Raw genomic sequence first — 17,076 nt, 5'->3', positions numbered from 1 at the left:
TTTTCAACACTAAAATCTTCCAATTTATCAATATATCAAAACCTCGATTTTGCTAAAAATAGTGCTTTTGAAAACACAATCGATTGCGTTTTGTTACGCAATCGATTTCGCTATTTTCAAAATGTTAAAAAATCTTAATTTTTTTGTAACGTCAAAAACTTTTTCCATAAAAAGTATTGCATTTCGTCCATCTATGCAGTGTAATTCCTAAATAAAATTCTCATTAAGGAAACTCCACTACATACGTCCGGTTATCACGCCAGGTATTATAGGTACTTTTCCCCACTTGATTGATCACATAGCCATAGCCGCGATTGGGACCACTGGATAAGCTGTTGTTACAGATATGTTTGAGTCTTACACCAGGTTTTACCGGCACTTCCACCGAACTTTCAATGCGAATCGGATTGACCAGCACATCATATATCCCAAAAGCATAGGCCTCATGTTGCTGTACCGCATCGGCAACTTTATAGGCCGCATATCCGTCACGCGTTCCATGCTCACTTCGATAGGCCGCTTGATTCGGCGCATCGTAAGGGCTTTCACATTGAAAGAAATAGGTGCGGCCATAATTACCGGTCCAATAGGTTTGATACTCCTGAAAATGTTCATTGAACAAGGCATACATAGTCATATAATCTCCATTGACCACCAAGCCATTGCGTGTCGTATTAATATCCCAGCCAACACTACCCTTCACCCCATGATCGGCTCGCCATATCCAAAAGTGATCACCGATCACATCATTGCTATTGATAATAACCGATTGGTCCACATGAACTTTGTCGGCCCGAAATCCGCCAATACGCAGAAATAGATCTGCCAGCAGGGTTGGGTTACTGTCATGTCTTATTCCGCTCTTCTCCTGACCGACCTGAATCAAACTATGCGAACTATAATGTGCATCAAACATCAATGAGGCAACAGTGACACCCGCAACGTCATCAACGTCTATTGCCGTATGCGGATTTGCTGAGCCGGGTATCAATGTGGCTAACCCAAGTCCAAGTATGATGGTATTGGCCTTGCTGACATGAAGGGGTTCGGATAACTCATACATCCCAGGTGTAATCAGCAAATGCTTGCCATTCCCTAACTGTCGGTTCATCTCCGCCGCTGTATCGCCGGGTTTGACAACATAAAAATCCTTCTCCACATCAATAATATCTCCCGCCCCCATGTTGTCCCGTGTATAGGATACGCCTGTATGATTATGCTTTAGCGCTGGCCGAAACACCTTATAACGTCCATCTTTATCAAAAAACACAAAGGGCTTTTCACGAATCACGGGTGTTGTTGGAATGACTGTCACGTTACCCCCTGTTGCCCAATTATTTTGATAGCTATTCTTATCAACAGAAGGTCCAAAATCGACCCCCTGAAAACAATAATTGTATTTAATTTCTTCAAACTTCCCTCTTCCTTTGTTTAGAAATGAGTTTCGTGTATACCACTGCTGTTGATTTTTGGAACCTGCTGCTGCTTCAAAATAGCAGTCTGCGGTATAACCACCACTAACCCATCCATTTGCCCATTGATTGCGTACCACCCGTGTGGAATAAATACGACGCAGCGGGGCCGCTTGGGAAACCGCCCATTTAAATGTTTGCTCTTCCTCATAGCTCTCTGGACCAATGACAGACAGATTCTCAGCAGCACGCCAGAATGTACAGGTCCCGTTCCCATCGGCAAGATGGGGCGGCGTGTGTATATTTGAAATCGCAACATCATAAGGCACTTTGCCCAATCCAGCAATCTGCACATAAAAAGGAATCTTCAATAATCCAGCATCCTTGTAGTCGCCCGATTTGAAAAGCAATGCATAACGATTGGGACTAAATTCTTTTCCGAACATCTTTTCATGGAGCTGATTGATTTCATTGCCGACACGTGCCTTATTATCTGTTGGACTATAAACAAATGTATTTTCACCAAACAGCTGAAGTTCTAAACTCAAACGTGCAACAAACTCTCCTTTTACGGTCTGGATCTCATAATAATAGTCGTATGGACTACCTACGAGCACTTGATCCACAAATTTGGGCTGTGTGACTTTGGCAATAGTTTGATAATCGCCCAACCTGCCCTGGCTCCGTCGGATAAGAAAGGGCCCTTTTATCTCTTTATCGGTCAGCCGTTTACTAAAGTTAAGGCATATTCGCCCCTTTTGGATGAAGACTTCGGGACTACCTACCTTGGATTTATCTTTCACAACAGCAGTTTGCGCCCTGGCTTTTGCCGCGGTCGTTTTCCTTAGGCCATTTGGACTTTTCGCGAGCTCGCTTGGATCAGGTTGATGTGTCACGACGGCGGTTAATGAAGTTCCTTGCACCCCAGCATAGACTGGTTTACTTAGCTTATAGCTAGTTTTTGCAAATGCGTGTTGTATCATCAACAATGCGATAATAGGCTTGATATAGTTTCTAAATGGCTGCATAAATTTCATTTTTTATGGGTTGACTGACTGGTTTATCTTTTTAAGTCGGATCGCATTCAGCATCGGTTCACCTTTCTTAGGAATAAAGGAAATCACCAAGTTACCGTCGCTGTGCACTTTCACTGGAAATTTTCGACGAAGCACGCTAAAAGCCCCGACTTCACGCAACACATTTAAATCCGTAGCAAGAGCATGGCCTCCAATGCGAATATCAAAAATGCGATCCATCCCCTTTTGCTCCTGTTTCTTCTCTCGCTGTTCAAGATCATATAAGAGATTTTCCTTGTCATTCGAGCCATCCAATTCGGCTAAAAATAACTCGACCTCGTAATTGCCATTAGGCAGATCAAATCGGTAGGATTCCAGTCCCTGTAATTGTGTTTGGAAGAGCGGGTCATCTCCTGTACCTCTAATATTTACATCGGTCCCCAGGTTTTCACGCCCTGTATTTTTCAGACGATATTTTTCGCCCTTTAAATAACCCCAGCTTCCCCTTTCATAAGGCTGGTCTGGGAACCACCGATTTCCCAAGGAATCTATGTATTCTCGATTGTCGCCAACATTGATGCGGAGTTCTTGCCAGTCACTATCCTTCTTCAGATCATAGGGCAATACCTCACAATCCATTACAGTTTCATCGACTGAACTTAATTTTCCGTTATGGAAAGCCTGGGCTTTCACAGCGTGTGATCCACGGCTTAGGTTTACAGGCCATAATATCATCCGATCCACAGGCTTGCTTACGCCCAACGACATACCATCCAGCAGGAGTTCCACCGAATCAGCATTACTGAATATGGGCAGCTTTAGCCATCCGGATCCTATCAATGCTCGGTCCGGCTCGGCCCTTAAAGCCCATTTTTTTCCAAAAGTACCTCCTATTTTTACAAAAGGGGCTTTCTTGAGATAAGCTTGGTATAGAAAATAGCTATCCTTTGCTTTCCGGTCCCAGGTCAGCAATCCTTTGGTATTGATATGTGGCATGCTTTCCTCCCTGGTCTCCGAATTAAAATCGGATAAATTCCATGCCACCCCGCCAGCGACAAATGCTTTCTGTAGGATGTCATTGAGATAGCCCTGATGGTACCTAATGGCATATTCAATACTTTTGTCGAAACGAACTGGTTCATCCGAATGTATTCGATAGTCGGCATCTGCTCCATATTCAGTTACCAATAAAGGTTTCTCGGGCAGCTGTTGATGAATATGTTCCAACTGCTTGCCAAAATCTGCAATTTTGCCACCATACCAGCCCGGATACAAATTCCAGCCCACAAGCATAGGAACCTTGGTCAGCCCCGTCCGATGATAGAGATCAAAGTTTCCATGATTGGCGATCATCGTATAGCGTGTAGTATCTTCGGCTCGTGTGAGCGCTTCCAGTTTTTCCGCCAATGATACCACTGATTTAAAATATTTTTCCTGACGTTCCTTATCTTTTGGAAAATGGGGCCGGAGAAAGATTTCGTTCATATAACCCCAGATAATGATACTCGGATGGTTAAAATATTGTCTAATCATCTCCTTCTGCATCTGAAAGCTATTAGCTGCAAAAGTTGGACTTTCGGTAATCTCATTTACAAGCGGAATTTCCACCGATGCCAACAAGCCCAAGCTGTCACAGGCTTTCAATACGGCAGGATCCTGTGGATAATGTGCCACGCGCAGGAAGTTACCGCCCATCGCTTTTAATTTCACAAGATCCTGTACTTGTAGGCTATCGGGAACAGCATTGCCCATACCTTTAAAATCCTGGTGCCGGCTGGCTCCTACTAATTTTAGTGGTTTCCCGTTTAAGAAAAAGCCTTTTTCGGGATTGAATGAAAACCAGCGGAAACCAACGGAATTATCCAGCTGGTCCAGCTGTCGGCCCTTGGAATTATAAATCCGCGTTATCAAACGATACAAGTACGGCAAGTCTGGCGACCACAATTTTGGATGCTCAATTTCAGCTATGTTCAATTGGAAATTGTGCTGTGAATGAGGTTTTAGATTTTCTTTCTGCTGTACTTTTTTTACCGCCACTCCATCGGCATCCACAAGCGTAGTTTCAATCACAATAGCTTGTTGTGATGCTGAAGCATTCTGAATAACTCCGTCAAGATTAATCGTCGCATTTTCTGAGGAATCAATCTTTGTATTTACGCGCAAACCACTACTTCCGTAAACTGGATCTGCAAAATGGATCTGATCCAACAGCAGCAAAGACACTTTTCTGTAAATACCGCCAAAAAAAGTAAAATCGCCACTTAATGGCGCGATATCCTGGTTGAAGCGATTGGTGACCTGAATGACTATCGTATTTTTTCCATTTACTCTTCGATTGAGATAGTCTGTAATGTCGACATTGAAAGCCGTATAACCGCCAATATGCGCTTTCACCTGTTTACCGTTGACAAACACGGTTGCTTCCTGATTGGCGGCCCCTACATGAAGTACTATTCGTTTAGTTTGCCAGACGGTTTTCCAATAGAGGGTGTTTTGATATTGGGTGGCACCACGATAATAGCCCGGCGTATCGTCCATGACATCGGCTATATTCCAGGTATGCGGTAGATCAACAATCTCTTCCCTTTGTTTTTGTTTAACTATACGGTCTGTGGAAGATTCCTCCTTCCTGAATTTCCAGTTTGACGAGAAATCAACTGAAACTCTTCCATCTAGTACGGTTTGCGCATGTACGCTCGAAGAGAAAAATAGACAGGCTATATAGCCTAGGCTGATGAGTTGTTTAAATATAATATTCATGTATAGCATTTATGTTGGTCGATCCAGTGCCTGCAGCACCAGTCTTGTCCAACCTGATTTTTCATTTTTTTTATGTTTTTTACCGCTTGTTGTCAGGATGTCTTTTACCTTGCTTGCATAATTCCAGCAGGTACTCTGCCGAATGCCCAATTTCTGCGAAAGCTTATAGGAAGAGATGTCGCCCTGATGGAAATGGACGAGATAAACCAGATAAAAGGCTTTATTAATTGGAATCCGTACATTTTCAAAAATCGTATTGTTCAACACAGATTCTTCATAGGTACACTTGGTGCACCTTCGGCTATAGGGTGTTTTACCGACACAATAGTTATCGTACCCACATTTTATACAACGGTATTCTTTTTTCCATTTCAGCTCGGACAAGACCTTATAACAGGTCTCCTTATCTGGATATTTTACCCCAAATTCTTCAAAATTCATTTCCTTGGAAAGCACCCGATCATCGGTAATCCGTTCAATATTGGTCTGTAGGTTTTTATTATCCTTTGTCAACAACTGGTTCATGCGGCCAATTTCTTCCGACTGAGCCCATAATAGGCTATTCATTTCTTTCAGTTCGCGATTCTGATCGTTAATAATTTCGGATTTTTCAAGTAGTTCTTTTGATTTCTGTATCACTTCCAGCGTGCGCTCCTGCACTTTCCGTTCAAGATCTCTGTTGTGCTTCTCCTGGAGTTTCTCGTTGATCTGCATCTGTTCAATAACTCTCTTTTGCGCCCGCTCTTTCTTGCTTTTCAAGAGCCGAACTTTATCATGAATTGCGAATGAGAGAAAAGTCATCTCCAGGACAAAGCCAAATGTGATGCTATAATGCCCGATCGAACTGGGCAGGAAACGCGCATAGCCCAATACATAGATTACCTTCAACACAAAGCCGAGGAAAAGAAACGTATAAGCAAGCACGAAATACCGGGCTGGACGATAGTTTTTCTTCCAAAGCCATATCCCCGAAAAAAAGGCAACTGACAATGGAACGATCTCAACAAATTTGTAGATAAACCAGTTCTGGTTAAAACCTAAGCAGTACAGAAAGAATACTATTCTCAAAATAATGACCAAATCCAACAAACGATTCAATTTAGGCTCTTTTTGCTTTACATGCAGTAAGGATTTCGTAAATAACAAGGCAAAAACGCTGACACAGCAGACAAAAACTGCTGTTGCGTATTGATTGAACCAGGGATTTTCGGGCCATAGGTACTGAAAAGCAATACCATCCGAAGACATCTCGTATAGTCCTACACACAAGATATAGAGAACATAATACAGGTATTGGCGCCCTCTGACAGCAAAATACATGAGTAAATTATTGAAACTAAACAGAATAATCATCCCATAGAACAGGCCGAACGTAAAATATTCAGTCAGCGTATATTGAACAAAACGATCTAAGGTACGATAGACCAAAATTACATTGACCATCTGTCTTGATCGTACCTTAAAATAAGCCTCGTAAGTACCTTTCTGCAATGCAGGAATTAGAAATTCAAAATTCTTGTGCATAAATTGCCTATTCTCGAAATCGATCGAAGCGCCGGCCTGATAATGGACAAAACCGCCCGTTCCATTTGGAATAAATGCTTCCACCATGTCGGCAGTCTGATCGAAAAGTTCGATAATCCGGTCACGGGATATGTGTTGATCAAAAGACATTCGCACCCTAAACCAATACGTTGAGGATCGGTTGAAATTTTTGGGATAGTATCGCTCATTGGGTTTAAATAGTTCTGCGTATTCCGGTGATCTTATTTCTGCAAATGAAAGGGCATTGGTACTATCTTCGATATAGTATACTTCTGTGGTCTTAAAAATATGTTCGGCTGTACCGGGCAATAGCGCAATAGGCTTTTGACCAAATAGCAAACCCATTTGAAATAACAATAGTAATAGCGCAAATACGCGTATTCTCATCCTTTTTACAGTATACATAGCTCGTCTCACCTCTTTCTTTTGGTTATTTATGACCGGATAGGCATTCGTATTTGGATACGGATCCTATCCGGTTTTTAGAAGGTCAAAATAACAAAATTATCAGAAAGCTTATAGTGCTCATTTAAGACCTAACCATCGCCACTACTCAACAATCTTATCAAGCGGCGGCACATTGTTTTCTGCACCGGCATAACCCTGGTTCTGATTGATCATCCCGTTGGTATTAAACCGTTGCGCCGATGCAGGTACAGGCCACAGCACATGGTATGGAGCAATCTCATAATGTACCCCCTGTACAGTAGGAACCTTATCGCGATAGAAGGAATTTTTTTCAATAATGCGGTCGTAGAAGAAATTGCTTTGCGAGAAGTTAGCCATGCTATATGTTTTGCCATTATAAGCTGGAATGCCGGTCTGTGCAAAAATATAAGCAATACGAGTCAACTCTGACTTGCGTGCTTCTTCCCAAAAGAGTTCTCTTGCCCTTTCATCCAATACGGTACCGATAGTAACTTTTGCCGCATTTTGCAGTAGCACAGCATTTGCTCTTCCCCGAACGGCATTGATATCTGCCATAGCCTGTGCCTGCTGGCCCTTCCATACATAGGCTTCTGCACGCAACAAGTATGTTTCGGCCAAACGGAAGACATACCAGTCCGTGTTTGTTCCGCGCGGTGGATTCCAATTTGGATCCTCGGCGAATTGATTGGTTGAATTGATGAAAACCTTATAATGAGGCCATCCAAACCAGTGACGAATGGTATCCAAAGAACCATTGGTAAACACTTTGTTGATATTTTCTTTTGTAAACTGTTGGATCGGCTGACCATAAAGTTTACTGATCTCGGGGTCTTTTGAAGCTTTGATTGCCGGATTATTGTAAACAAGATCCGTCATATCCATCCACATTCCCTTTGCATGGCGGTAATCTGTCTGATCTGTCCATATTTCTTTGGTACTGTAATAAGTACCGCGATAACGACCAATGCCACGACCATACATACGTGTCAGCGGGATCTCTGCACTCACAGCATCCACAATGGCTTGCAATCCGCCTTGTGGGATCTTTAAGTTGGCAAAATGCCAAGCTGGGACGGTATTCCGCATCAGCTGTGAACCAAGATCCGTACGGCCTTGCAGCGTTTGTCTGTCAATCACCAGGAATAAAGCCTCTTTATTTGCAGGGATTGCTTTGTTGTCCATGCGGTGTAAATCCCATACGACATTTTTAGATTGGTCTGCCGCGGTACTACCAAAGCGGTTTTTCATCAGGGTGTATTTACCACCGTCAATAACTCTACTGGCAGCAGCAATAGCTCCGTCAAAGTCTCCCAATGCGAGATCTATTTTTGTCAATAGGTGATTGACGGCCCCATTTGTCACTTCCCCTTTATTAACACCATCTTTAACCCAAAGCTGTGCAAACTCCAGGTCTTCTTTCATCTTTTTCAGGATAACCTCTCTTTTGGTTGAGTAAAAATCATATTTCGGAGCCGAAAGATCTTTCAACTGTAGCGGTACATCGCCAAATTCGTGCACCAATCGATAATAAAAATAAGCGCGGTAGAAATAAGCAGCACCCAAAATCTCATTTTTCTGCGCCTCTGAACTATATGTTGGGCGATCGATATTACTAATCACCGTATTAGCAGACCGGACTGCAGCGAAAAAATTGGTCCAATACCAACCAATTTTATTGAAGTCGTCACTATTGAGGTTGGCATCTGGTGTGATCAACGAAACAAGGTTCTGAGCCGGTGTTGCCTTGTCTGTTGTTCCTTCCACAGCAACATCCGAGAAGATAGATTCGGTCAACATGGGAGCAGCATCACCAAAAAATTCGCCCCGGGCAGCTTTACCCAAAGCGTTCAATACACCTTTAAGAGCATCGACATTGTTTAGATTATCCGGAGAGTACTGCGATAGCTGATCGGAGTCCAAAAAGCTCTTTTTGCATCCATGGACAGCCAACAAGGTGATTGACGCAAAAACGGCAGCTACTTTTATATTTATTTTCTTCATTTTCTTCGTTTTAATTAAAGAGATACATTCAAACCTAGTGTATAATATCGTGGCGTAGGACCGTCGTTCTGTGGATCCCAATAGTTCCAAACCGGTGCATATACCGCAGCATTGTTGACGTTCATATATACTTTCAGGTTTCTTACTTTAAGTCGTTCTGACACCGTTTTCGGCAGAGAGTAGGCCAGCGATATATTGTTCAGACGTATAAAACTATTTTTCCAATACACATTGAAACTTGTTCCGTTCGCGCCGCTTCCTAAGCGCGCATAGTCGTTGCTCGGATTTTCGGGCGTCCAATACGGTTGAACGTAAGACGTTGAACGCATAAAGCCCACACTTCCGGGATTGTTCTTCGCCTGATTAAATTGTTTTTTCTGACCCCAATTAGAAATCAACTGAAATGAAAAGTCGAAGTTCTTAAATAAGTTAAACTCATTCCGTAAGGACCAAGTAAAACGTGGGGAAGTGTAACCTATAAATTGCTTGTCTTCATCATTATAGACATAATCACCGTTTACATCCTCTAATTTAAAATCCCCGGGACGAATACTTGCTTTTGTATACTTTTTAGCCTCCTCGATCTCATTTTCCTGCCATACGCCCAATACTTTATAATCCCATATGACATCGATATCCTGTCCTATAAACCAACCGTTGCCAGGGTCATTATTTGGTGTTGCAAGACGTGAAATCTTATTTCGGTTCAAGGAGAGAATAAAATTGGAATTCCATTTGACATTTCCGTCGACAATATTGCGACTTGTCAAACTGACTTCGAGTCCTTTATTTTTCACCTCTGCCAAATTGGAATAAACAAATTGGTAGCCTGATACACTGGAAAGCGTTTGTTTAACCAATAGATCATTTGTCCTTTTACTATACACATCTACTGAGCCGCTGATTCGATCCTTGAAAATTGAAAAATCCAATCCTGCATTGAGTGAGGTGGTTTGCTCCCATTTGAGATTTTCATTTCCCATTCGCGAACCGACCACTACTGTATTGACCTCAGCCGGTGTACCGTTGGCGTCGACGGTCTGGTATTTATTGACCGTCAGTTGCGATAAAGCGGCATAAGGATCGACAGTTCCATTATCTGGATTACGAAGATCCCTGTTACCGTTGATACCATATGAAAGTCGAAGTTTACCGAAGTTTAGCCAGGAAAGATTTTTCATAAACGATTCCTCCGAGAAGGTCCAGGCTCCAGCTACAGCCGGAAAAGTCGCTCTCTTACTATTGACTCCGAACACCGAGTACCCGTCCCTACGCACCGATAAAGTCAAATTATAGCGATCCATAAGACTATAATTAACCCGAGCCATTAGGGCGTCCCCGGTATATACTTTATCCTCGCTATTGACGGTAGGCAGATTACCACTGGCCAGATTATGATAGCCAAGATAGTCCCCGGGGACAAAACCTTGATTGGCCGCCTGCGTCCACCAAGTCTGATATTTTTCAGAATTTGCCAAAAGGGTTACATCCACATTGTGGATTTCAGCAAATTTCCGGTTCCATTTCAGGAGATTATCGATCTGCCAATTATAACGCGTTTCCTGATCACGACTTGCCGAGCCTCCAGCAATAGTCACATTGGGATTTGCTGAGGAGTTATGGTTGAAGGTACGATACATATCAATCCCGGGACTAAAGTTGAACTGATAAGTAATACCAAAAGGCAAGTTCACTTTTGCAAAGAGACTTGCAAAAAGGGTATTCTGCTTGTTCATCCGGTCATTGTAGGTCATATTTAGAAAAGGATTACGGGCATTCAATCCGCTATCATCGGTCGGAATCCTTCTTAATGTACCATCCGCATTGTATTTATCACCATAAGGCGATAGATTTGTTAACTGTGCCCAGTCGGCCTCAATTGCTCCCTCGTCGCGATCAGCATATTGCACATTGGCCCCCATACGCAGAAAGTTCGTCACCTTACCCTCGAGATTCAATCGTGCCCGAAATGTACTGAATTCACCACCTTCGATCAGATTTTGATTTTTGTTATACCCAACCGACATGTAGTAATTGACATCTTCCTTTCTTCCGCTCATACTTACCGTATGATCCTTACGAATTCCTGTTCTAAAGATCTCATCGTACCAATCTATGGTCTTACCCGCCATATAATTGGCTTTTTCATTCGCCACTAGACCAAGCCTATCTAACCAAATATCTACTGGATCCAAATCTTTATTTCCCCCAGAAAGCCATTGATCAAATGTCACGTCGGAAGGGAGGTTACGCGGATCGTCATAGAAATAGGATGGCCTTGTACCACCAGCTCTTCCCACATCTGCCCGCCATTTCAGAAAACCAGGGCCATCGTAAACACGTTGATTACGCGCTAGTGTCGCTAATCCCCAGTTGGTATTCGCCGTCAACACGGGTTTATCGCTTGTTCCTTTTTTGGTGGTAATGGCAACTACCCCTGTAGCAGCTTTAGCACCATAAACAGCCAATGAGCTCGCATCCTTCAGAACATCTATGGTTTGTATGTCATTGGGGTTAATATCAGAAAGCTGACCATTGTAGATGATCCCATCCAATACGATCAGTGGTGAAGTCGAGGCACTGAGCGTGGTTTTACCACGCACCAATAGATCTCCGCCTCCCTTCGCAGAAGTATTTTGTGAGACGCTAAGACCTGCGATATTCCCTTTTAGCAGATCCGCAACACTCTGCGGGTTCTCGTTTTCAAGCTGTTCAGCTTTTACACTTGCAATGGAGCCCGTGACATCCTTCCGGGAAGCGGTTCCATAACCGATGACAACAACTTCGGTCAATTCGGTATTGCCCGAGTCCATGGTTATATTCAACGTTGTCTGTCCATCGACGTCCTGCTCCTTATTCAGAAAGCCCACACTTGACAATACAAGCGTAGACTTAGGAAAGACCGCAATAGAGAACCTCCCCTGGTCATCCGTTGTCGTTCCCCCAGAACGATTTTTCAGTTTGATAGATACTTGTGGAATTGGCTTCCCTTGGCTATCCACTACAGTACCACTGACTGTCCGATTTTGTGCATTTGCCATATAGGTACATGCAAGTACACTTGTAATCAGGAGCGTTAATTGTTTGGCCATAATTTATGGAAATTTAGCGTTCAAATAATTGTTAATTGGGTTATTTATGGAAGCTAAATTAATTCGATCAAATCAAAAAAACAACTAAAATAAAGTGTAAAACGCTGCAAATTAGGTAGTTATAAAAAATAATAATACACTTAAATCCCAAGTAATTACATCCTTAACTGATTGATCTACACAGGTTATATCGAAAGGAAATAGCGATTATTAATACGGTATATCAACAAGCAATATTTTTTGATTTTTCTTGTTCGCCATTTGGTCTTATTATTTTTAGCGCTCGCGAGCCGGCAGTACATTATGATCATGGCTTAAACGACAATGCCGATGGCATCAATGCTTTCAGCGCAAGGATAGGCTTTTCACTGCATTTCTAGAATGACTAAAAAATAAAAGGAGAAATGATTCTAATCATTTCCCCTTTTTCTTTTTAATATCCTTTCTTTTTTAATGGATACCTTTAAAAATTCTATTCCACCGTATTTTGGAAAGCCCATTGCCATTTGCGTTCCAGCTCATCCAGGTAAATAATGCTTTTCCGACAATATGATCCTCAGGAACAAATCCCCAATCCCTCGCATCGAGCGAGTTGTGCCTATTATCTCCCATCATCCAATAATAATCCATTTTAAAGGTGTAGGAATCTGTTCGATTTCCATTGATATAAAGCCCATCCGTTTTCTTTTCCAACAGGTTATTTTCATACACCCGTATGGCTCGCTCATAGAGCGGCAATGTCTGTGCATTCAGTGTAATAGTCATGCCCTTTCGAGGAATAACAAAGGGGCCGAAATTATCATAATTCCATTTGTATTGTGGGTCGTTCGGAAAGGTATTTGCTTCGGCTTCCCCAGGTTTACGCAAGTTCATTTGCATGGATTTGACATTAGACCAGGATTTCACCATGGCTGCCTGATCTTTCGTTAAAAAGATTACATAAACGCCGGGCTGAATAGCAGAGACTTCTATTCCCATATCTCTTAGGCGCTGTTCGTCCAGACCTGCCTCATCTGTGATCACGGTATAATCCATCTGGCTTTCCGGGGCTACAAAACCTGGTTTGTCGTTCACAAACAATACTCCTTCTGTCATGCTAATTTTATCCCCAGGCATTCCCACGCAGCGTTTAATTAAATGTTCGCGTTTATCGACTGGGCGGGTCTGAATTGTAAATTGTTGATGTACTGCTTCACGTCCCATGCTACGCACCAAGTCATAATAGGGCAGGTCTTGATTTTCAACAGCAACGGTATCACCAGCAGGTGCATTAAAAACGATCACATCATTCCGTTTTATTTCTTGAAATCCGGGCAATCGTTTGTAAGGAATTTTAATGAGTTCGGAGAATGCTTTTCCTCCTACTAATGGCATCGTATGATGTGCAAAAGGAAAGGCTATAGGTGTATTTGGAATACGGGGGCCGTAATTTAGTTTACTGACAAAAAGATAATCTCCAATGAGGAGAGACTGTTGCATAGACCCCGAAGGAATCATAAATGCCTCCAATAAAAAACCACGAATCAAAGTTGCAGCGACAGTCGCAAAAACAATCGCATCCGCCCATTCTCGTACCATCGATTTTTTATAGGGATATTTCTTCTTATAGTCTATATACGATTCATGAGAAATTTCCAGTTCAGATTCCTTTGTCGCCACGCGACCTTCGGCATGCGCTGCTTTCAGATTTTTGGCATATAGCCCATTCAGAAATTGCACGTTTTTATCTCTTCCCCAAAGTGGCAGTACGATAAACGGAACCAACACCGCGGCGCAGTTTTCCCAAAATCTTCTTTTTCCAAAACAATGAATAAAATCAAGGTAGAGATTATAAAAAACAAAAACATTGACGATCGGAACAAGCAAAAGGATAAGCTGCCAGGTCTTCTTACCGAGTATACGCGATTGGATCCACTGACTATAGACTGGCACAATTCCCTCCCAGCCTTTGCGCCCTGCCTTTTCAAATAGCAACCAAAAGCCATAGGCTGCGACTATAGTCAATATAATAAAGATGGTAAGTATCATAAATTCGTTTTAATAAATAAACAATCGCTCTGTTGATTCCGGAGAGCTCTTCGATTTTTGTAATTCGTTATATCGCATGATGTATTTAATAAAAAGATCATAATCATACTTTTTTTCATTTTCAAACTCAGCAAACAACTCCGGTTCGTCATTGATCAATTTACCAAAAGTAATGGGTCTTTTCTTTTTCACATCACTAAACCACCCATTATGGTTGCTATTGATTTCAATGACCTCGCCAGTTGATTTTTTCAATGCATAAGCATGTTTATATTTATTGACCATGATATTTCCCATCGTACCTGCACCACCACCAATAGCTATCCCGGCTCCACCACTGACCTTCGTTTCCGAAACATAATATGCAATAATTTCTCCATCAGCCAGTACTTCTGCGAAAGTGGGATTTTGATTGAGCCCCTTCTGAATTCGATACATCTTTGGAGATGTTCCAGGCACCACTTCTAGTCCATCTTCTACATAAGAGGGCGCATAAACTTTCTTTTTGGATTGCCAATATACACGATAGATATCGCCTGGCTCAAACGTTAACTTTTCTTTTTGCTGATTCTCAAATTTGAGTTTTTGATCTTTTACAGAGGAGATTTTCCCATAAAGGGTATCTGCATTCATAAGCACTAAGTAGTCTAAATTTTTGGCGACTTCCTGTGCGTGAGCTGTGATCGAGATGCCTACACAGGAAGACAAAATCACGGCGGTTAAAATTGATATGGCTTTCATTGGAGTCTGTATTTGTCAATAGCTTATGAACCTACTAACCTATTTTGATTGTATTAATGATATGCTTGGCACTCTCCGTCCAAGCTTCATGTAAAACTACATAAAAATATGAAATTCAAGTTCGGCCTTCGGAGTTTTAACGTTTGTTAGCATTTTGTTCTGCTAGGCGCATTCCTACAATATTGCGCAAAGATTTTAAGATCCCTAAAAACGACCTCTATCAATACAAGTCGATACAGCCGTATTTCTCAAGCAAACAACAGCTGTACTTCAAAAAAACAAAGCCACATCATTTTCGGTGATGTGGCTTATCCAATAGCTCATGCAATAAGGTTAACTTTTATATTTACTTTCAAATGCTGTGGATGCTTGATTGACACCATTGCTCATATTTTCAAACGCTTTATTGATATTTTCAAGCAATGCAGACTCTTTAGCAGCATCAGGTGTCTTATTTTTTCGGAGTTCAATCAATTTCGGATAATCCTCCGTAACGATTTTTTTATACCCATTTAAGCCATCAAGAACGGCTTTTTGGAATGTCGCATCGCCTTTGAAATCTCCCAGACCTTCGACTTTCTTGATATCATCATTCAAAGATTTTTCCCAATCTGCGCGGACCTGTTCGGCTTTCGTATAATCGGAGCCATTCATGGCGGCATTCATGTCTGTCACATGTTTTTCACTACTATTTATAACGGTAATAATTGAATTGTTGTATGCTGCAGGATCTTTTTCTCCCGAACCACAACTTGACAGGCTCAGAACCGCTGCGGTCATCATGCCCGTAATAAATTGTTTAATCATATTGATCTATTTTGTTGATGTATTTCAGTATTTAATGCTCATTTACACAAAGATAGCCTTCAAAACAACTGAATTTCATCACGGAAATCAGGGATTTCTGCAGCCATTCCAAGCTAAAGGGACATTAACTGATTGCGAAAGTTGTGATTGCCATTACGTTGGTCAAAGCGGTCTGCGAGTTGATCCGCCAGTTTCCCATAATGATCAGCCAATTCGCTTGCGGTGTAGGTATTTTTCCCTTGAAAAAAATTATGCTGATTGCCGAGCTCAAGCATAAAAGATTCATCAGGACCAAAATTCCTCATGGCTTCACAGATATAGCAGGCCAACTGAAACATGGATCGATTGTCGGGACCATCAGCCCAAGGCAAAAATCGTTCGATCCATTCCTTCGCTTTACCAATATTGGTATAGGAAAAATAGGTTGCTAGTTTAATTGCCGAAATCAAAATTGCGGAGTCCTTTTCTTTCTTAAACACCTCCTTTTCTGCCAGCAGCGCCATTTTATCGGCCTGTTCAGTATCACCTTGCTTAAGACCTTCATAAGCCAGGTTCACTGCTGTACGCAAAGGCACATGCGAACAGGTAAACTGGCCTTCAATTAAAGGTAAGGCTTTATCGACTGCTGGGCTATAGCCATCCTGTAATAGTGTTGCTGATACTTCTGCATCCATTTCACAGGCTTCACAATCGCTCATGTCATCTCTTTGCATAGCATTTACGTTTTTCAATGCGCGCTCGATGGCGACAATATCTTTTTGCGCCAGCGCATCACTCAGCTCCTCATTGTATATGGCACGCTTACCATAACCGTTGCGGATCAATCGTTGTTCAAAGTCGCGCAAAGCCGCTTCAATCTGCTCACGGCTGACAGCAGGATTATCGTATAATTCGGACATCATCCATTTGTATTGCCACAAGAAGTCTTCTTCATTAAAGAGTTCAGGATTTTCATCGTAAGCCTGTAATATCCACGCAAACGCAGGTAATGACTCGGTTGAAAAAGCAAGGTCTATCTCTTCGCTGATTAAATCTAAGCGAAGGTCATATCCCCATTCAATATCTTGATTTTCATCTGCAATCCGAATAGCCTGTGTCAACAGATTAACCTTTTCCAAGGTATTGTCTACTCGTGCAACCTGATTGCGAAGTTTCTGAATTTTAAGTGTGTACATCTAATTACTCCCTCTTTTTTTTGAGTATATTTACTTTTTAATATATTTTCTATGCAATACAAGGAAATCC

At 42.0% G+C, this 17,076-nt stretch carries 9 protein-coding genes; all 9 read right to left on the bottom strand.

Annotation, left to right across the window (positions count from 1 at the left end):
* Positions 1–223 precede the first annotated feature (223 nt).
* Positions 224–2,440, bottom strand: a complete 2,217-nt coding sequence (locus K2F45_RS01650; protein WP_248932923.1) for a coagulation factor 5/8 type domain-containing protein — start codon at positions 2,438–2,440, stop codon at positions 224–226.
* A gap of 12 nt (positions 2,441–2,452) precedes the next feature.
* On the bottom strand, positions 2,453–5,188 hold the full coding sequence (locus K2F45_RS01645; protein ID WP_248932922.1) for a glycoside hydrolase family 2 TIM barrel-domain containing protein: 2,736 nt from the start codon (positions 5,186–5,188) through the stop codon (positions 2,453–2,455).
* Positions 5,189–5,197: 9 nt separating this feature from the next.
* Positions 5,198–7,120: a 7TM diverse intracellular signaling domain-containing protein gene (locus tag K2F45_RS01640; protein WP_248932921.1), complete on the bottom strand. Its 1,923-nt coding sequence runs from the start codon at positions 7,118–7,120 to the stop codon at positions 5,198–5,200.
* A 162-nt stretch (positions 7,121–7,282) separates the two neighbouring features.
* Positions 7,283–9,163, bottom strand: a complete 1,881-nt coding sequence (locus K2F45_RS01635) for a RagB/SusD family nutrient uptake outer membrane protein (RefSeq protein WP_248932920.1) — start codon at positions 9,161–9,163, stop codon at positions 7,283–7,285.
* A gap of 14 nt (positions 9,164–9,177) precedes the next feature.
* Entirely contained in the window at positions 9,178–12,255 is a 3,078-nt protein-coding gene (locus K2F45_RS01630) for a SusC/RagA family TonB-linked outer membrane protein (RefSeq protein ID WP_248932919.1), read from the bottom strand.
* A 450-nt stretch (positions 12,256–12,705) separates the two neighbouring features.
* Entirely contained in the window at positions 12,706–14,283 is a 1,578-nt protein-coding gene (gene lepB / locus K2F45_RS01625) for a signal peptidase I (RefSeq protein ID WP_248932918.1), read from the bottom strand.
* A 9-nt stretch (positions 14,284–14,292) separates the two neighbouring features.
* Positions 14,293–15,024: a hypothetical protein gene (locus tag K2F45_RS01620; protein ID WP_075990706.1), complete on the bottom strand. Its 732-nt coding sequence runs from the start codon at positions 15,022–15,024 to the stop codon at positions 14,293–14,295.
* A gap of 333 nt (positions 15,025–15,357) precedes the next feature.
* Positions 15,358–15,831: an LIC11966 family surface protein gene (locus K2F45_RS01615; protein ID WP_248932917.1), complete on the bottom strand. Its 474-nt coding sequence runs from the start codon at positions 15,829–15,831 to the stop codon at positions 15,358–15,360.
* Between the two features lie 113 nt (positions 15,832–15,944).
* Positions 15,945–17,006, bottom strand: a complete 1,062-nt coding sequence (locus K2F45_RS01610; protein WP_248932916.1) for a hypothetical protein — start codon at positions 17,004–17,006, stop codon at positions 15,945–15,947.
* Between the last annotated feature and the right edge of the window lie 70 nt (positions 17,007–17,076).

The sequence above is a fragment of the Sphingobacterium siyangense genome (assembly GCF_023277505.1).
Classification (GTDB): domain Bacteria; phylum Bacteroidota; class Bacteroidia; order Sphingobacteriales; family Sphingobacteriaceae; genus Sphingobacterium; species Sphingobacterium siyangense.
Note: the sequence above shows the minus strand (reverse complement) of the source record. Positions and strands in the feature narration are given on the sequence as shown.

Excerpts from the sequence above, each read along its gene's own strand:
- K2F45_RS01650 (WP_248932923.1), bottom strand. The coding sequence starts at position 2,440 with ATGCAGCCATTTAGAAACTATATCAAGCCTATTATCGCATTGTTGATG.
- K2F45_RS01645 (WP_248932922.1), bottom strand. The coding sequence starts at position 5,188 with ATGAATATTATATTTAAACAACTCATCAGCCTAGGCTATATAGCCTGT.
- K2F45_RS01640 (WP_248932921.1), bottom strand. The coding sequence starts at position 7,120 with ATGAGAATACGCGTATTTGCGCTATTACTATTGTTATTTCAAATGGGT.
- K2F45_RS01635 (WP_248932920.1), bottom strand. The coding sequence starts at position 9,163 with ATGAAGAAAATAAATATAAAAGTAGCTGCCGTTTTTGCGTCAATCACC.
- K2F45_RS01630 (WP_248932919.1), bottom strand. The coding sequence starts at position 12,255 with ATGGCCAAACAATTAACGCTCCTGATTACAAGTGTACTTGCATGTACC.
- lepB (WP_248932918.1), bottom strand. The coding sequence starts at position 14,283 with ATGATACTTACCATCTTTATTATATTGACTATAGTCGCAGCCTATGGC.
- K2F45_RS01620 (WP_075990706.1), bottom strand. The coding sequence starts at position 15,024 with ATGAAAGCCATATCAATTTTAACCGCCGTGATTTTGTCTTCCTGTGTA.
- K2F45_RS01615 (WP_248932917.1), bottom strand. The coding sequence starts at position 15,831 with ATGATTAAACAATTTATTACGGGCATGATGACCGCAGCGGTTCTGAGC.
- K2F45_RS01610 (WP_248932916.1), bottom strand. The coding sequence starts at position 17,006 with ATGTACACACTTAAAATTCAGAAACTTCGCAATCAGGTTGCACGAGTA.